This window comes from Mycobacterium sp. SMC-21 (assembly GCF_045310825.1).
Taxonomy (GTDB): Bacteria; Actinomycetota; Actinomycetes; order Mycobacteriales; family Mycobacteriaceae; genus Mycobacterium.
Window position 1 is genome coordinate 1 of the sequence record NZ_JBJIAO010000050.1, and the last position, 15,159, is coordinate 15,159.

The 15,159-nt window shown below is 66.5% G+C and carries 16 protein-coding genes and 1 tRNA gene; 9 read left to right on the top strand and 8 right to left on the bottom strand.

Going from position 1 to position 15,159, the window contains the following annotated elements; all coding sequences use genetic code 11:
- Nucleotides 1-521 precede the first annotated feature (521 nt).
- The 3 genes from ACJH6H_RS27120 to ACJH6H_RS27130 all read right to left on the bottom strand — a co-directional run bounded on the left by ACJH6H_RS27120 (nt 522) and on the right by ACJH6H_RS27130 (nt 2,424).
- Nucleotides 522-761, bottom strand: coding sequence for a helix-turn-helix transcriptional regulator (locus ACJH6H_RS27120; RefSeq protein WP_406776181.1), 240 nt, complete (start codon nt 759-761; stop codon nt 522-524).
- 143 nt (nt 762-904) lie between these two features.
- A complete protein-coding gene (locus tag ACJH6H_RS27125; RefSeq protein ID WP_406776182.1) occupies nt 905-2,242 on the bottom strand; it encodes a tyrosine-type recombinase/integrase in 1,338 nt (445 codons plus the stop codon).
- Nucleotides 2,243-2,347: 105 nt separating this feature from the next.
- A tRNA-Leu gene (locus ACJH6H_RS27130) sits at nt 2,348-2,424 on the bottom strand.
- A gap of 107 nt (nt 2,425-2,531) precedes the next feature.
- On the opposite strand from ACJH6H_RS27130, the gene ACJH6H_RS27135 reads away from it, so the two are divergent.
- From ACJH6H_RS27135 to ACJH6H_RS27160, 6 genes are all read left to right on the top strand, one after another.
- Nucleotides 2,532-3,161, top strand: coding sequence for an ANTAR domain-containing response regulator (locus ACJH6H_RS27135; RefSeq protein WP_212814026.1), 630 nt, complete (start codon nt 2,532-2,534; stop codon nt 3,159-3,161).
- Nucleotides 3,162-3,368: 207 nt separating this feature from the next.
- Nucleotides 3,369-4,583 carry a branched-chain amino acid ABC transporter substrate-binding protein gene (locus ACJH6H_RS27140; protein ID WP_212814028.1) on the top strand — a complete coding sequence of 405 codons (1,215 nt, stop codon included), beginning with the start codon at nt 3,369-3,371 and terminating at the stop codon, nt 4,581-4,583.
- Between the two features lie 93 nt (nt 4,584-4,676).
- Nucleotides 4,677-5,714: a branched-chain amino acid ABC transporter permease gene (locus ACJH6H_RS27145; protein ID WP_318986342.1), complete on the top strand. Its 1,038-nt coding sequence runs from the start codon at nt 4,677-4,679 to the stop codon at nt 5,712-5,714.
- Nucleotides 5,711-6,904 carry a branched-chain amino acid ABC transporter permease gene (locus ACJH6H_RS27150; protein ID WP_318986343.1) on the top strand — a complete coding sequence of 398 codons (1,194 nt, stop codon included), beginning with the start codon at nt 5,711-5,713 and terminating at the stop codon, nt 6,902-6,904. The genes ACJH6H_RS27145 and ACJH6H_RS27150 overlap by 4 nt, the downstream gene beginning before the upstream one ends.
- Nucleotides 6,901-7,746 carry an ABC transporter ATP-binding protein gene (locus ACJH6H_RS27155; RefSeq protein ID WP_318986344.1) on the top strand — a complete coding sequence of 282 codons (846 nt, stop codon included), beginning with the start codon at nt 6,901-6,903 and terminating at the stop codon, nt 7,744-7,746. The genes ACJH6H_RS27150 and ACJH6H_RS27155 overlap by 4 nt, the downstream gene beginning before the upstream one ends.
- Nucleotides 7,733-8,488 (top strand): ABC transporter ATP-binding protein, encoded by a 756-nt coding sequence (locus tag ACJH6H_RS27160; RefSeq protein WP_318986345.1) that lies wholly within the window; start codon nt 7,733-7,735, stop codon nt 8,486-8,488. Before ACJH6H_RS27155 ends, ACJH6H_RS27160 begins: the two co-directional genes overlap by 14 nt.
- A gap of 8 nt (nt 8,489-8,496) precedes the next feature.
- Here ACJH6H_RS27160 and ACJH6H_RS27165 read toward each other — a convergent pair whose 3' ends face one another.
- The 4 genes from ACJH6H_RS27165 to ACJH6H_RS27180 all read right to left on the bottom strand — a co-directional run bounded on the left by ACJH6H_RS27165 (nt 8,497) and on the right by ACJH6H_RS27180 (nt 10,949).
- Nucleotides 8,497-8,994, bottom strand: coding sequence for an O-acetyl-ADP-ribose deacetylase (locus ACJH6H_RS27165; RefSeq protein WP_318986346.1), 498 nt, complete (start codon nt 8,992-8,994; stop codon nt 8,497-8,499).
- Between the two features lie 16 nt (nt 8,995-9,010).
- Nucleotides 9,011-9,232, bottom strand: a complete 222-nt coding sequence (locus ACJH6H_RS27170) for a DUF167 domain-containing protein (protein WP_212814759.1) — start codon at nt 9,230-9,232, stop codon at nt 9,011-9,013.
- 77 nt (nt 9,233-9,309) lie between these two features.
- Nucleotides 9,310-10,512, bottom strand: coding sequence for a lipid-transfer protein (locus ACJH6H_RS27175; protein ID WP_053856122.1), 1,203 nt, complete (start codon nt 10,510-10,512; stop codon nt 9,310-9,312).
- On the bottom strand, nt 10,509-10,949 hold the full coding sequence (locus tag ACJH6H_RS27180) for a Zn-ribbon domain-containing OB-fold protein (protein ID WP_406776188.1): 441 nt from the start codon (nt 10,947-10,949) through the stop codon (nt 10,509-10,511). The genes ACJH6H_RS27175 and ACJH6H_RS27180 overlap by 4 nt, the downstream gene beginning before the upstream one ends.
- Nucleotides 10,950-11,067: 118 nt before the next feature.
- Here ACJH6H_RS27180 and ACJH6H_RS27185 point away from each other — a divergent pair, with 118 nt between their 5' ends.
- Together ACJH6H_RS27185 and ACJH6H_RS27190 are read left to right on the top strand one after the other, a co-directional pair.
- Entirely contained in the window at nt 11,068-11,634 is a 567-nt protein-coding gene (locus ACJH6H_RS27185) for a TetR/AcrR family transcriptional regulator (protein WP_212814044.1), read from the top strand.
- Entirely contained in the window at nt 11,631-13,079 is a 1,449-nt protein-coding gene (locus ACJH6H_RS27190) for an FAD-dependent monooxygenase (protein WP_212814047.1), read from the top strand. The genes ACJH6H_RS27185 and ACJH6H_RS27190 overlap by 4 nt, the downstream gene beginning before the upstream one ends.
- On the opposite strand, the gene ACJH6H_RS27195 is transcribed toward ACJH6H_RS27190, so the two are convergent.
- Nucleotides 13,018-14,172 carry an FAD-dependent monooxygenase gene (locus ACJH6H_RS27195; RefSeq protein WP_212814049.1) on the bottom strand — a complete coding sequence of 385 codons (1,155 nt, stop codon included), beginning with the start codon at nt 14,170-14,172 and terminating at the stop codon, nt 13,018-13,020. The genes ACJH6H_RS27190 and ACJH6H_RS27195 overlap by 62 nt on opposite strands.
- A gap of 70 nt (nt 14,173-14,242) precedes the next feature.
- On the opposite strand from ACJH6H_RS27195, the gene ACJH6H_RS27200 reads away from it, so the two are divergent.
- Nucleotides 14,243-15,130 (top strand): LysR family transcriptional regulator, encoded by an 888-nt coding sequence (locus tag ACJH6H_RS27200; RefSeq protein ID WP_212814051.1) that lies wholly within the window; start codon nt 14,243-14,245, stop codon nt 15,128-15,130.
- Nucleotides 15,131-15,159 lie beyond the last annotated feature (29 nt).

The window sequence follows — 15,159 nt, forward strand, 5'->3', positions numbered from 1 at the left end:
CACCCAGCCAACCAGACACCCCAATCACAGGCCGACAGCAGCTGACCGTTCTACACCCTCAATCATGAAGAGCCCGTTGTCCGCCGCACAGTTCAGCGAATCTCCGTCGAAATGTCGGACGATTGTGTGGCGTTGCTGTGTGATGGGAATCTGTGTATGGAAATGCGCGCAGACGAGTTCGTCCACAAACCGGTCTCGGCTGCCGTCTCCGAATGCGGGGATGACTGGTGGGTGCGCATTGGGGCCAAGGTCGATCCTTGGCGGGTTCCCGACTGGTGCCCGTCGTTGCCTGTTGTAGTACAGGCTGCCATCCCTGCTGATCTGCCAGTATGGTGCGTTGATGATGTCTACGCGGTCGGTCTTGCGTGACGGTAGCGACTTTGTAGTGGCACGCTCGCGCGCTCGCGACCCACTCCAACCACCTATGCAGTTTTTGATTTTTTCGGGCTCTACTTTGAGCCTATACGACGGGTTGCGAAATTCTTGCAGTTGACTTGTCGGTGCCAATTCCGCGACCCCCATCAAGCGGCAATCAGCGCTTCAATCTCCGAACGTAGCCAGTGTCGGCGCCGTCCCAACTTGTAGGACTTAGGCAGCACCGTGCCCATCCGCTGCCAGTAGCGAATGGTGTCAACGCTGCGATTCAGAATGCGTGCAACTTCGTCGGCGTAGACAATGGTGGTGGTGTCCTGTACGGCCATCTTTTCCTCCCCTTTTTGGGCATGGCGAATCCCTCGTTCGCCTTTACCCGTAATTTGCATTCGCCACCATTTACCCCCGGTGGCCCGCTGTGCCTGACGGTAGCAACGCGTGACGACAGGTCGGAAGAAAAATCCGGAAATCCGGACATGCGGAATTTGTGCGTCTCCGCAGCGCCGCAGGTTAGGGCGCCCAGAAACCGGTACTACTTCGCCGCTATGGCCTTGTTCATCGCAGCCGCCAGGTTGTCGAAGTCATCCGGCAGCATGTGGCTGTAGACGTTCATCGTCGTCGTGGCGTTGCGATGGCCCAAAAGCTTCTGCGTTGTGACCACCGATGCACCCTCACTGAGTGCCAACGAGCCGGCCGAATGCCTCAACGTATGCGGCGTTACGCCTGGGATGCCTAGCGCCTCAACAGCCTTGGAGAAACGTGCGTTAAACCATCCAATCGTCATCACCTGCCCGTGCGGGCCGGTGAACACGTACTCAGAGGGGTCGCGACCCTTAACCACCAGCTTGAGCGCCTTGGCTAGTTCGTCGGTCAAGATCGGCACGTCACGCCGTGTATGTGTCTTGGTGTCGCCTTCCACCCAACCTTGACCGCGAACCTGCGTAATTGATCTGTCCACGCGTATACGCCGGGTAGTCAGGTTGACCTTGCCCACTCGGAGCGCGATGACTTCGCCGAACCGTAGACCGCCGTAACCCATGAGCAGGACCATCGTGGCGAGACCCTGGGGGGAGGTTCCGGCCGGCGCAGTATCGGAGCGGTGCCGTACCGCCTCCTCGGCCTTGGCGGTGTTGTCCGCCAGTGCGCGCAATTGTTCATGCGTGAGCGCAAGTTCTTTGCCTTGCGGCTTACTCGGGCGCTGAATGTGATCGGCCGGGTTTACTGCCAAGTACTTGCATCGAATCGCGTAGGCGAACACCTGGTGCACCACTTGGTGAATCTGAATCACGCGGGCGGGGGATAGGCCGGTCTTCACCACGTCGCCGGCCTCGTTGCGTTTCGCGTGCTTGCGCGCTGCGGGGTTTGTCGCCAGCCACGTAAACCACTTCTGCAAGCCCTCGTGAGTGATGTCCCGCAGTGGGTAGGCGTCCCATTTGGGCAGGATCACCACCTCAAGTAGTCCCCGGTAACCCTCAACTGTCTTGGGTGCCCGGTTGGCGGCTTCCTTGGTTTTCAGCCAAGCGTCGGCCACGGTGCCGAACGTCACCGCCGAGCGTTGCGGATCGGCGTACGTGCCGGTACCGAGCTGCGTAGTAGTGGCCTTGATATGCGCGTCGGCATCGGTGCGCTTGTCGTATGCCTTTGCGCGTTGTTGTCCGTCGTGGTCAACCCACGCGGCACGCCATCGCTTGCCCTCACCGTGACGAGTGCTGCACACCATGGTGCCGGGTTCCCGGAAGTGGGTTCGGTCCATGCACCACGTCGGACCGGGCATGCCATCGCCGGGGTAATAGACCTGTTCACCCTTGCGGGGCGGCCGGTGCCAAAGGTCGATAACGCTTGCGCGAGCTGCACGTTTGGCCGTGGTCATAGCGGCATCTTAGTGCTGTTGGTGGCTGTCGTGCTTACTGTCTGCTTACTAGCGGACCGCGCTTACTGACGGTTTGTCGCCTAGTGGCGCTCTGACCTGCGGTTTTGGTGCCCTCGGTGAGATTCGAACTCACACTGCACGGGTTTTGAATCCGTTTCCTCTGCCAGTTGGGATACGAGGGCGTCGCACCCGTTGACCGGGTGCGGTGTACCACCATAGTTGATGTGATTCTCAGGGCCCGCCGCGCCCCGAGGTCGCTTCATCGGACCGCTCACGCGACAATATGGGGATGACCGGGTCAACATCTGATGTCGCACCGCGCCGAGTCCTCGTGGCCGAGGATGAGGCGCTCATCCGGCTGGACCTGGCGGAGATGCTCCGCGAGGAGGGCTACGAGATCGTCGGCGAGGCCGGCGACGGCCAGGAGGCCGTCGAGCTCGCCGAGCAGCTCAAGCCTGACCTGGTGATCATGGATGTGAAGATGCCGCGCCGCGACGGCATCGACGCCGCCTCCGAGATCGCCGCCAAGCGCATCGCGCCCATCGTGATCCTGACCGCGTTTTCCCAGCGTGAGCTGGTCGAACGGGCCCGCGATGCAGGTGCCATGGCCTACCTGGTCAAGCCGTTCTCCATCACGGATCTGGTGCCGGCCATCGAGGTTGCGGTGAGCCGCTTCGGTGAGCTGACAGCGCTGGAGAAGGAAGTCCTGTCGCTGTCCGACCGGCTCGAGACGCGCAAGCTCGTCGAGCGCGCCAAAGGTATCCTGCAGACCAAGCAGGGCATGACCGAACCCGAGGCGTTCAAGTGGATTCAGCGGGCGGCCATGGACCGTCGCACCACGATGAAACGCGTCGCCGAGGTCGTCGTCGAGACGCTGGATCCGCCGGCCGCGGAAGCGACAGAACCGTCAGCCGGCTGAGTCCCGCAGGCGCGTCCCGTTAACTCTGTGTTTCCGGCCGCAGCATTTACACAGGTCCGATGAAGACAACGTCGGCCAGCATCGCTCAACAGCGCGTATAGCCGCGCCGTGTTGGTTACTGTCTACGCGAAGCAGCGGATGTCGGCCCCACCTGCGAAGAGTGCAGGCCGCGTCCGGTGCCACGTAACCATGACCCGGAGGTGAAGCGTGCGCAGTCGCGTAGCTCGGAATGCTCTTGCAGTCGGCAGTGCCGGTCTGATCGTGTTCGGTCTGGCGGGATGCAGCCAGTCTGATCCGAAGCAGAGCGGCGCGGCCGGCTCGAATCTCAAGATCGTCGAACAGGTGCAGATCGACGAGAACGGTGCCGAGGTCAAGGGCGCCGCCGGCGCGACTCCTGCCGATCCCGCCGGTGACGGCAAGGCCACCTGCCCGCCGGTGAACATCGCCATGGCGGGCGCGCTGAACGGCCCCGACGCCGCACTGGGCATCAACATCAAGGACGGCGTGCAGCTCGCCATCGACAAGCACAACGCGGCCAACCCCGGCTGCCAGGTGACGCTCAAGACCTTCGACACCGAGGGTGACCCGCAGAAGGCGACGGGCATCGCGCCGCAGATCGTCGACGACAAGTTCACCATCGGCCTGGTCGGCCCCGCCTTTTCCGGCGAGACCAAGGCCACCGGCACCGTCTTCGACCAGGCCGGCCTCGTCGCCGCCACCGCCTCGGCCACCAATGTCACGCTGAGCGAGAACGGCTGGAAGACCTTCTTCCGCGGCCTGGCCAACGACGGCGTGCAGGGCCCGTCGGTTGCGAACTACCTGAAGAACACGCTCAATTACAAGAAGGTCTGCGTCGTCGACGACAGCACCGACTACGGCCTGGGCCTGGCCACGGCCGTGCGCACCACGCTGGGACCGGTCGCCGACTCGGCGTGCAACATCTCGGTCAAGAAGGGCGACAAGGACTTCTCGGCGGCCGTCACCCAGATCAAGGGTGCCGCGCCCGACGCGATCTTCTACAGCGGCTACTACGCCGAGGCCGCGACGTTCGCTCAGCAGCTCAAGGACGGCGGCGTCACCGCGACGTTCGCCAGCGCCGACGGCACGAAGGACCCCGAGTTCGTCAAGCAGGGCGGCGAGGCGACGAAGGGCGCCATCCTGTCCTGCCCGTGCGGCCCGGCGAGCAAGCAGTTCGCCGAGGAATACACCAAGAAGTTCGGCCAGGAGCCCGGCACGTACAGCACCGAGGGCTATGACCTGGGCACCATCCTGGTCAAGGGCATCGACTCGGGTGCCGTCACCCGGCCCGCGCTGCTGGACTTCGTGACCAAGTACGAAGGTCAGGGCGTGGCCCGCAAGTACCAGTGGAACAACAAGGGTGAGCTGACCACCAACCTGATCTGGATCTACAAGGTCCAGTAGGAATCTGCAGACGACGACGCGTCCGGACCCCGTGCCGGGCGCGTCGTCGTTCCTGGACTCTCACCACCGCGATAACCGAGGAGCCGCCACCCGATGACACCCGACTGCGTCGGCCACTACGTGTGCACCGCGGCCAACATCAATTTCAACGTCGACAACCTGGTGAACGGGTTCTGGCAGTTGACGATTGACGGGTTGTCGTGGGGTGCGATCTATGCCCTCGTCGCCGTCGGCTACACCCTGGTGTTCGGCGTGCTGCGACTGATCAACTTCGCGCACTCGGAAATCTTCATGCTCGGCATGTTCGGCGCGTACTTCGCGCTGGAGATCATTCTCGGGTTCAAGCCCAGCGGAAACGCCTACAACCTGGGCGTCGGGTTGACCATCTTCTACCTGGGCGTCGCCATGGTGGTCGCGATGCTGGTCTCCGGCGCCGCGGCCGTCGGGCTGGAGGTCGTGGCCTACCGGCCGCTGCGCCGCCGCAATGCGCGCGGGCTGACGTTCCTCATCACCGCCATCGGCATGTCGTTCGTCCTCCAGGAATTCGTGCACTTCGTGCTGCCGAAGATTCTGAAGGGCTTCGGCGGCAGCAATGCCCAGCAGCCGATCATCCTGGTACAACCCAAGACTCAGTTCACGCTCTTCAGCGCGAACATCTCGAACGTCACCATCGTCATCGTCGTGGCCGCCATCGTGCTGGCGCTGCTCACCGACATCGCGCTCAACCGCACCAAGTTCGGCCGCGGCATCCGCGCCGTCGCGCAGGACCCGACGACCGCAACCCTCATGGGCGTGTCCCGGGAACGCATCATCATGACGACGTTCCTCATCGGTGGCCTGCTGGCCGGTGCCGCGGCTCTGCTCTTCACCTTGAAGGTGCCGCAGGGCATCATCTACTCGGGCGGCTTCCTGTTGGGAATCAAGGCATTCTCGGCCGCGGTGCTCGGCGGTATCGGCAACCTGCGGGGCGCCCTGCTCGGTGGGTTGATCCTCGGCATCATGGAGAACTACGGCCAGGCGTTCTTCGGCACCCAATGGCGCGACGTGGTGGCGTTCGTCCTCCTCGTGCTGGTGCTGTTGGTCCGTCCCACCGGAATACTCGGTGAAAGTCTCGGGAAGGCACGCGCATGAGCGGGCAGCATCGAAACGACGGCGTAGCCCGGTACCTGCTGGCACCCGGCGACCAGATCCGCCGATGGTGGGATCAACAGTCGAGACCGGCGAAGTGGTCCTTCGGCGTTCTCGTGTTCGTTCTGGTGGCGTACCTGCCGCTGCACACCCCGTCGTTCCTCAACACACCCGGCATCAGCTTCGGCGGCACCATGGCGCAGTTCGCGATGGTGGCGATCATCGCGATCGGCCTCAATGTCGTTGTGGGTCAAGCCGGATTGCTCGACCTCGGCTATGTCGGGTTCTACGCCGTCGGTGCCTACACCGTCGCGCTGCTGACCAGCCCCGACAGCCCCTGGAACCAGGTCGGGGTCGACGGGTTCCTCGACAAGGACTGGGCCTGGCTGGCCTGCGTCCCCCTGGCCATGGCGGTCACCGCCATGGCCGGCCTGGTGCTGGGCATCCCGACACTGCGGTTGCGCGGCGACTACCTCGCCATCGTCACGCTCGGGTTCGGCGAAATCATCCGGCTGCTGGCCGACAACCTCTCCGACCTGACCAACGGTGCCCGCGGCCTCAACCAGATCGCCTATCCGCGACTGGGGGAGACGGACAAACTCCCGACGGGCGTGTTCTCGAGCGGTAACTCCGCCGGCGCCGCCAACTACGGCACGTGGTGGTTCTGGCTGGGGCTGGTGCTCATGATCGGCATCCTGCTGCTCGTCGGCAACCTGGAACGCAGCCGCGTCGGGCGGGCGTGGGTCGCCATCCGCGAGGACGAGGACGCCGCAGAAGTCATGGGTGTCAACACGTTCAAGTTCAAGCTGTGGGCGTTCGTCATCGGCGCGGGCATCGGCGGCCTGTCGGGCGCGCTGTATGCCGGTCAGGTGCAGTACGTCGCGCCGCCCACCTTCAACATCATCAACTCGATGCTGTTCCTGTGCGCGGTGGTCCTCGGCGGGCAGGGCAACAAGCTCGGCGTGATCATCGGCGCGTTCATCATCGTGTACCTGCCCAACCGGCTGCTCGGAGTGCACTTCCTCGGCATCAATCTCGGCGACCTCAAGTACCTGTTCTTCGGCCTGGCACTGGTGGTACTGATGATCTTCCGGCCGCAGGGCCTCTTCCCGGTACGTCAGCAGCTGCTGACCTACGGCAAGGCGGCGCGCGCGCTGCTACGCAACGCCGACGAATCGAAGGCGGCGGCATGAGCGACACCTTCGAGCCCGCGCCCGACGAGGAACTCGCCGCCCTGCACCGGGACGTGCAGGTCGCCGAGGGCGAGAAGCTCTTGGCCACAACCGATCTCACCGTCAAATTCGGCGGGCTCACCGCGCTCGACTCGGTGACGTTCGACATCCGGCGCGGCGAGATTCTCGGCCTCATCGGCCCCAACGGCGCCGGCAAGACCACCTGCTTCAACGCCATCACCGGTGTCTACCGGCCGTCGTCCGGATCGGTGATGTTCGACGGCGCGCCGCTCGGCAAGATCAAGCGCCACCAGATCACCCGGCGCGGCATCGCGCGCACCTTCCAGAACATCCGGCTGTGGGGCGAGATGACGGCGCTGGAGAACGTCGTCGTCGGCACCGATGCCCGGCACAAGACGTCGGTCCCGGGCGCGCTGCTGCGCACCTCGCGGCACCGCCGCGAGGAACGCGACGCCATCGAACGTGCCGCGGCGCTCCTGCAATTCGTGGGCATCGCGCACCGCGGCGAGGAGAAGGCGCGGAACCTCTCGTACGGCGACCAGCGCCGGCTGGAGATCGCCCGCGCCCTGGCCACCGAGCCGAAGCTGCTGTGCCTGGACGAGCCCGCCGCCGGCTTCAATCCGAGCGAGAAGTCCGCGCTCATCGAGCTGATCCAGGCGATCCGGGACGACGGCTACACCGTGCTGCTGATCGAACACGACATGCGGCTGGTCATGGGTGTCACCGACCGGATCGTGGTGCTGGAGTTCGGCCGCAAGATCGCCGAAGGCCTACCGGCCGAGATCCGCGAGGACCCGAAGGTCATCGCCGCTTATCTGGGGGTGCCCGATGACCAGCTCTGAGTCCACCGACCTCGACCCGCGGCCCGTGCTGCTGGAGGTCCGTGACGCCGTCGTCCACTACGGCAGAATTCAAGCGCTGCATGGTATTTCGCTCGTCGTGCGGGAGGGCGAACTGGTCACCCTGCTCGGCTCCAACGGCGCGGGCAAGACCACCATGATGCGGGCCATCTCGGGATTGCTGCCGTTGTCGTCGGGCTCGGTGTGGTTCGACGGCGAAGACGTCTCGAAGATGAAAGCGCATCGCCGCGTGACCGCGGGCCTCATCCAGGCGCCCGAGGGCCGCGGCATCTTCCCGGGCATGACCATCATCGAGAATCTCGAAATGGGTTGCTATGGCCGTAAATTCGAGTCCAAGCACGACCACGATGAGCGTCTCGACTGGGTGCTGACGACGTTCCCGCGGCTGGCCGAACGCCGCAGCCAGGCCGGCGGCACGCTGTCCGGTGGCGAACAGCAGATGCTGGCGATCGGCCGCGCACTGATGGCCCGGCCCAAGGTGCTGCTGCTCGACGAGCCGTCGATGGGTCTGGCACCCATGGTCATCTCGCAGATCTTCCGGATCATCTCCGAGATCAACACTCAGGGCACCACGGTGCTGCTGGTCGAGCAGAACGCGCAGCAGGCACTGAGCCGGTCCGATCGGGCCTACATCCTGGAGACCGGCGCCGTCACCCGCAGCGGCAATGCCCGGGACCTGCTGAAGGACGACAGCATCCGAGCCGCCTACCTCGGGGTCGCCTGAGCTGGGGCCTACGGCAGCTGTCGCATGATCCTGTCGTGGATATCGTCGCTGAACGCCACGAATCTGACGTCCGTGACGGCGGTGTCGGCGGCGGAGGCCGTCTCGACCGCAATCGCGACCGCGTCGTCCAGCGGCCAGCCATAGATACCCGCGCTGATCAACGGGAAAGCCACGCTCTGCGCGCCGAGTTCGTCCGCGACTTCGAGTGACCGCCGGTAACAGGACCGCAGCAGCTCTGGATCGCGTTGGCCCGCGCGGTAATTCGGCCCGACGGTGTGGATCACCCAGCGTGCCGGGAGGTTGCCCGCGGTGGTCCAGCCGGCATCGCCGGTCGCCAGGCCATGCGGGAAACGTTCGATGCAATCCGCGAGAACCGCGGGCCCACCCGCCCGGTGGATGGCGCCGTCGACGCCGCCACCACCACGCATCGCGTTGTTGGCGGCGTTGACGATCGCGTCGACGTCCTGCTTCGTGATGTCGCCGAGGACAGCGGTGATGCGGGGCATGACTGCAGTATCCGCGTTATTCGTCGATGCGGAACCGCTTGATCCGGGCGGCGCCGCCGGACACCAGCTCGACCCGCGACTTCGGTACGTCGAAATGTTCGGCCAGCACCCGGATCACCGCGGTGTTGGCCTTGCCGTCGACCGCCTGCTCGCGGACGTACACGACCAGCGTGCCGTCGTCGTCGGTCTCGACGAGCGGTCCTTTGCGGCTGCCCGGCTTGACCCGGACCGAGATCATCACTGGTCCACTGTGCAAGAAAGCCCCGGGAAATCGGTAATTTCCCGGGACTTTCCGCACGTTCTGCGGTTCGAGAACTAGCGCGCGACGATCACCGACGAACCGTGGCCGAACAGGCCCTGGTTCGCCGTCACGCCCACGCGGGCACCCTCGACCTGGCGGCCGGTGGCCTGGCCCTTCAGCTGCCAGGTCAGCTCACACACCTGCGCGATGGCCTGGGCCGGGATGGCCTCGCCGAAGCACGCCAGACCGCCCGACGGGTTGACCGGCACGCGGCCACCGATGGTGGTGGCACCGGAGCGCAGCAGCTGCTCGCCCTCACCCTTGGCGCACAGGCCAAGGTGTTCGTACCAGTCGAGTTCCAGCGCGGTCGACAGGTCGTAGACCTCCGCGAGGTTGACGTCGTCGGGTCCGATGCCGGCCTCGGCGTACGCCGCATCGAGGATCTGGTCCTTGAAGACCCGTTCCGGCCCGGCGATGGCCGCGGTGGAATCCGTTGCGATGTCCGGCAATTCGGGCAGGTGCTGCGGGTACTGCGGCGTGACGGTGCTGATCGCACGCACCGATGGCACACCCTCCAGCGAGCCGAGGTGCTTTCGCGCGAAGTCGGCGCTGGCCACGATCAGCGCGGCGGCGCCGTCCGAGGTGGCGCAGATGTCCAGCTGCCGCAGCGGGTCGGAGACGACCGGGCTGGCCAGCACGTCCTCGACCGAAGCCTCTTTGTGGTACCGGGCATTCGGGTTGTTCAGGCCGTGCTTGGAGTTCTTCACCTTGATCTGGGCGAAGTCTTCAGAGGTGGCGCCGTACAGGTCCATGCGGCGGCGGGCCAGCAGGGCGAAGTACACCGGGTTCATCGCACCCAGCAGGTGGAAGCGCTGCCAGTCGGGGTCGTTCTTGCGCTCGCCACCGACGGGGGCGAAGGCACCCTTGGGCGTGGTGTCGGCGCCGATGACCAGCGCTACGTCGCAGAAGCCGGCGAGGATGTGGGCACGGGCGCTCTGCAGGGCCTGCGAACCACTGGCGCACGCGGCGTACGACGACGACACCGGCACGCCGTTCCAGCCCAGCTTCTGGGCGAACGTCGAACCGGCGATGAAGCCGGGGTAGCCGTTGCGGATGGTGTCGGCGCCGGCGACCAGCTGGATCTGACGCCAGTCCAGGCCGGCCTCGGCCAGTGCGGCGCGGGCGGCGACGACGCCGTACTCGGTGAAGTCGCGGCCCCACTTGCCCCACGGGTGCATACCCGCACCGAGGATGTACAACGGCTCAGGCGTACTCACTTCGCGATCTCCCAGGCATAGGTGGTCCGCTCGACACCGTGGGCGTCCGTGTACAGCGGCATGGTGGTCAGTTCCATCTCCATGCCGACCTTGAGATCCGCAGCGAGCGTGCCCTCGACGACCTTGCCCAGCACGATGAGGCCCTCGGCCTCCAGCTGGACGGCGGCGATGGCGAACGGTTCGAACGGATCAGCGGCCGGGTAGGGCGCCGGCGGGGGATACCGGTTCTCGGTGTAGCTCCACACCGTGCCGCGGCGCGACAACGCGACGGGCTCGAGCACGTCGCTGTCACAGGCCGGGCTGGGGCAGTTATTGGCGCGGGGCGGGAAAACGTAGGTCCCGCACTGCGGGCACTTGGCCCCGATCAGGTGCGGCGCACCGTTTTCGTCGGTGTCCCACCAACCTTCAATTGCCGGTTGACTCCCGGCGTCCGTCACTCCTGGCACGAGCTCAGCGTAGCTGCCAATAGGCCGGAAACTGAAACGTGTTGCAGTTTTATCCCGGCAACCGGGAAAAGATTTTGAAGTGTACGAAACGGTTTCGTACACTTCGGTCATGGTTCGAGGGATGGAGCGGGAACAGGCGGTGCTCGCGGCGACAGCCGACTTGCTCGTCGAGCGGGGTTACGCGGCATTGACCATCGACGCGGTCGCGGTGCGGGCAGGTGCCAGCAAGGCGACCATCTATCGCCGTTGGCCGAACAAGGCGCAACTCGTCCGTGCCACGCTCGACGCCGCCGACGCTGCCCGCAACGCGTCGATGCCCGATACCGGGACGCTGCGTACCGACCTGTTCGCCGTGATGGACGCCATCGCTGCGAACGTCGCTGACCCGCTGACGCGCGTCACGGCCGAACTCGCGACGCTCATGCGCCACGACGACCAACTCGCCGAGGCCATCCGCCAGCATCTGGACAAAGAGGAGCTTTCGCCGTTCCACGACGCGCTCCAGCGCGCCATCGCACGGGGTGACATCGCCCCCGACGCCGACGTCGACCTGATCCACGACGTCGCCGAAGCGATGATCCTGCGGCAGATGCACCTCGACCGGCCCGTCGACGCCGCCTTCAGTGCGCGGCTCATCGACGAGGTACTGCTGCCCCTGCTGGGCGGTGCCCGATGAGCGTGGTGATCGCCGGTGCCGGGCCGACCGGACTGACCCTCGCCATCGAGCTGGCGCGCCGAGGCGTACCGGTTCGCGTGCTGGACCGGGCGCCGGCGTTGTTTCCCGGTTCACGCGGTAAGGGACTGCAACCGCGCACCCTCGAAGTGTTCGACGACCTCGGCGTCATCGGCGCCGTGCTCGCGGCCGGCGAGACGTTTCCGCCCATGCGCCTGTACCGCGGCGCCGAGGTGGTCTGGACCAAGCCGATCTACGAACTCCTGGGGCTGCCCGAACTCGCGGCCACGCCGGCCGTGCCGTATCCCTTCACCTGGCTGATACCGCAGTGGCGGACCGACCAGATCCTGGCGGCGCGGTTCGCCGAACTCGGTGGGTTCATCGAATTCGATACCGAGGTAACGGGTTTCGAGCAAGACGGCGACGGTGTGACCGTGCAGACCCGCCGCGGTCCGATCCGCGCCGACTATCTCGTCGGAGCGGACGGCGGCCGCAGCACCGTGCGCAAGGTGTCCGGCGTGGAGTTTCTCGGCGGGGCGCTGACCGAGGAACGCATCATCGTGGGCGACGTCCGGGCGACCGGACTCGACGGCCGGTGCTGCCACCTGCTCACGCGTGACGGTGACCAAACCAAGCGGTTCTCGTTGTGGAACCTGCCGGGTACCGAGCACTTCCAGCTGGTGGTGACGATGGCGCCGGGCGAGGACCCGCCCGCTCTGACTCTGGACGGCATGCGGGAACTGCTGGACCAGCGCTCGGGGCGACGTGATGTCGTGTTGTCGGACCTGCGGTGGATCTCGGAGTACCGCGTGAATCTACTGATGGCACAACAGTTCCGCCTGGGTCGCGTGCTGCTGGCCGGTGACGCCGCCCACGTCCATTCGCCGGCCGGGGGACAGGGCGTCAACACCGGCGTGCAGGACGCCTACAACCTCGGCTGGAAACTGGCCGCCGTGCTGGCCGGCGCGCCCGATGAACTGCTGGACAGCTACGCCGCCGAACGGATGCCGGTGGCGGCCAACGTACTTGCGCTCAGCGGTGCGCTGCACCGCCAGGGCTTCGCCGCGACCGGGCCGGCGCCGTCCGCCATCCATCAGCTGGACATCAGCTACCGGGGCGGGCCCGTGGCGGGTGCGGAGCGCGCGCCGGGCGCGCTACAGGCCGGTGACCGCGCCCCCGACGGCCTGTTGCCCGACGGCCGCCGGCTGTTCGACGTCTTCCGCGGACCGCACTGGACGGTGCTCGAATTCGGCGGAGCAGCAGTCGATTTCGGTGTCCCGCAGGTGTGCCTGAGACCCGGACCCGAATACGACGTGCCGGCCGGCTCCTACGTGCTGGTGCGGCCCGACGGGCACATCGCGGCGATCACGGACCGGGCGGACGCGATCAGTGAGCAGTTGCGCCGCCTCGGGTGCTATTCGCCGTCTCCGTCCGGTACCGGGTGGTGACCCGCGCCAAATCCGCCGGCGCCCGCGACGCCCCCGCGACGTGCATCTCGCGGTTGGCGGCGATGACATCGGCGGTCTCGGCAAGGCGCGCCCGCTCGTAACTGCGCAGCCCGGCGAAGCCGTGGGACGCCAGTTCGTCGGCGAGCACCCGCGCGTCCACGATCGACTGCGATGCCCCGTTGGCCCCGACGGGGTACATCGGGTGGGCGGCGTCACCGAGCAGGGTCACCCGGCCGTCACCCCAGTGCGGCAGGGGGTCCTTGTCGACCATGGGGTAACTGAACACGGCCGGGGTGCGGCCGATCAGCGCGTCCATGTCGAGCCAGTCGAGGTGCCAGTCGGCCACGTGCGGCAGGACATCGTCGGCAGTCGCGGGCGCGTTCCACTTGGCATCGCCCTGTAGTGGGCCGGGCTGCCCGGCGGGGACCTGGAGGACCCAGTTCACCTGGCCACCGCCGATGGGGTACGTGATGAGGTCAACCCCGTTGTCGGCCTTGACGATTGCCATGGTGTGCCCGTCGAGGAACGGCGTGATGTCACAGGCGCCGCGGTACATGGTGATACCGGACGACAGCAAGGGGTCATCGCCCGGGTGCAGGGCCGCGCGCACCACGGAGTTGATGCCGTCGGCGCCGACGAGCGCAGAGCCCGCGACCTCGCCTGCCGCGGTGTCCACGACGACGCCGTCGGCGTGCTGCCGGAATCCGGTGACCCCGCTGCCGGTGCGGACCGCGTCGGCGCCGAGGCGTTCACGCACGGCGTCGAGCAGCATCATCTGCAGCCGGCCACGGTGCACCGACAGCTGCGGATAGGCATCGCCTGCCGCCAGTCCGCGGGGTTCGGTGAACAGCAGGTCGCCGCGGTGGGTGTAGAAGCGGATGGCCGACGGGGCCACCGCCATGGCGGTCAACGCGTCACCGAGCCCGAGCTCGGTGAGTTCGCGGACCGCATGCGGCAGCAGGTTGATCCCAACTCCCAACGGCTGCAGGTCGTGTGCGCGTTCCAGCACGAGCGCGTCGAAGCCGCGCGCGTGCAGCGTCAAGGCTGTGGTGAGGCCGCCGATACCGGCGCCGGCGATGAGTACTGGTGTCATGACTCCAGCCTCGGCGCGGCTGAATCATAAGTCCAATATCGATCTGGTCCACAAACTATAATTTCTGCTTATGGAACTGCGGCAGTTCGAGTACTTCGTCGCCGTCGCCGAGGAAGCCAACTTCACCCGCGCCGCCGAACGCATCCACGTCGCGCAACCCGCGGTCAGCGCCCAGATCGCCCGGCTGGAGCGGGAACTGGGCGAGCCGCTGTTCGACCGCGCCCGGCGAGAGGTCCGGCTGACGGCGGCGGGGCGGGCCGTGCTGCCGCATGCGCGGGCGGCCCTCGCGGCGGCGGCCGACGCGCGCACCGCGGTCGGCGAATTGAGCGACCTCGTGCGTGGCGCCGTCACCATCGGCACGGTCACCGCGCACGACGTCGACATGCCGAGCCTGCTGGCCCGGTTCCACGAGGCCCATCCACACGTCGACATCACGCTCGGCACCGACAACTCGGACGTGCTGATCGAGGGCATCCGCACCGGGCAGTTGGACGCCGCCATCGTCTCCGTCGGTATCGAGCTGTCGGAAGGCCTGGCTGCCGTCGTCGTGACCGATCAGCCGATCGTGGCCGCCGTCGCTCTCGACGATCCGTGGCACACCCGGCGAACCGTGCGGCTGCCCGAGCTCGCCGGCCGCGCCGTCATCGCGCTACCCGTCGGCACCGGCATCCGGCACCAGTTCGACGGGGCGTGCGCGGACGCCGGCGTCGACGTCCACGTCGCGTTCGAGGCGAGCACGCCGCAGGCCCTGGCCGACCTCGCGGCCCGGGGTTTGGGGGTGGCCGTGCTGCCGCAAGCGATGGTCCGCTCGCGCGCCGATCTGCATCTGATCAGGCTGACGCCGGCGCTGCGCGGGCGGCTGGTGTTCGCGTGGCGGGCCGGTGGGCCGATGAGCCCCGCGGCCCGGGAGTTGGTGAACATGGCGCGGCGGTTACTGGCTGTCGGTGGGGCTGAATAGAGTTAGAGCCGTGAGCCCCACCGCAACGG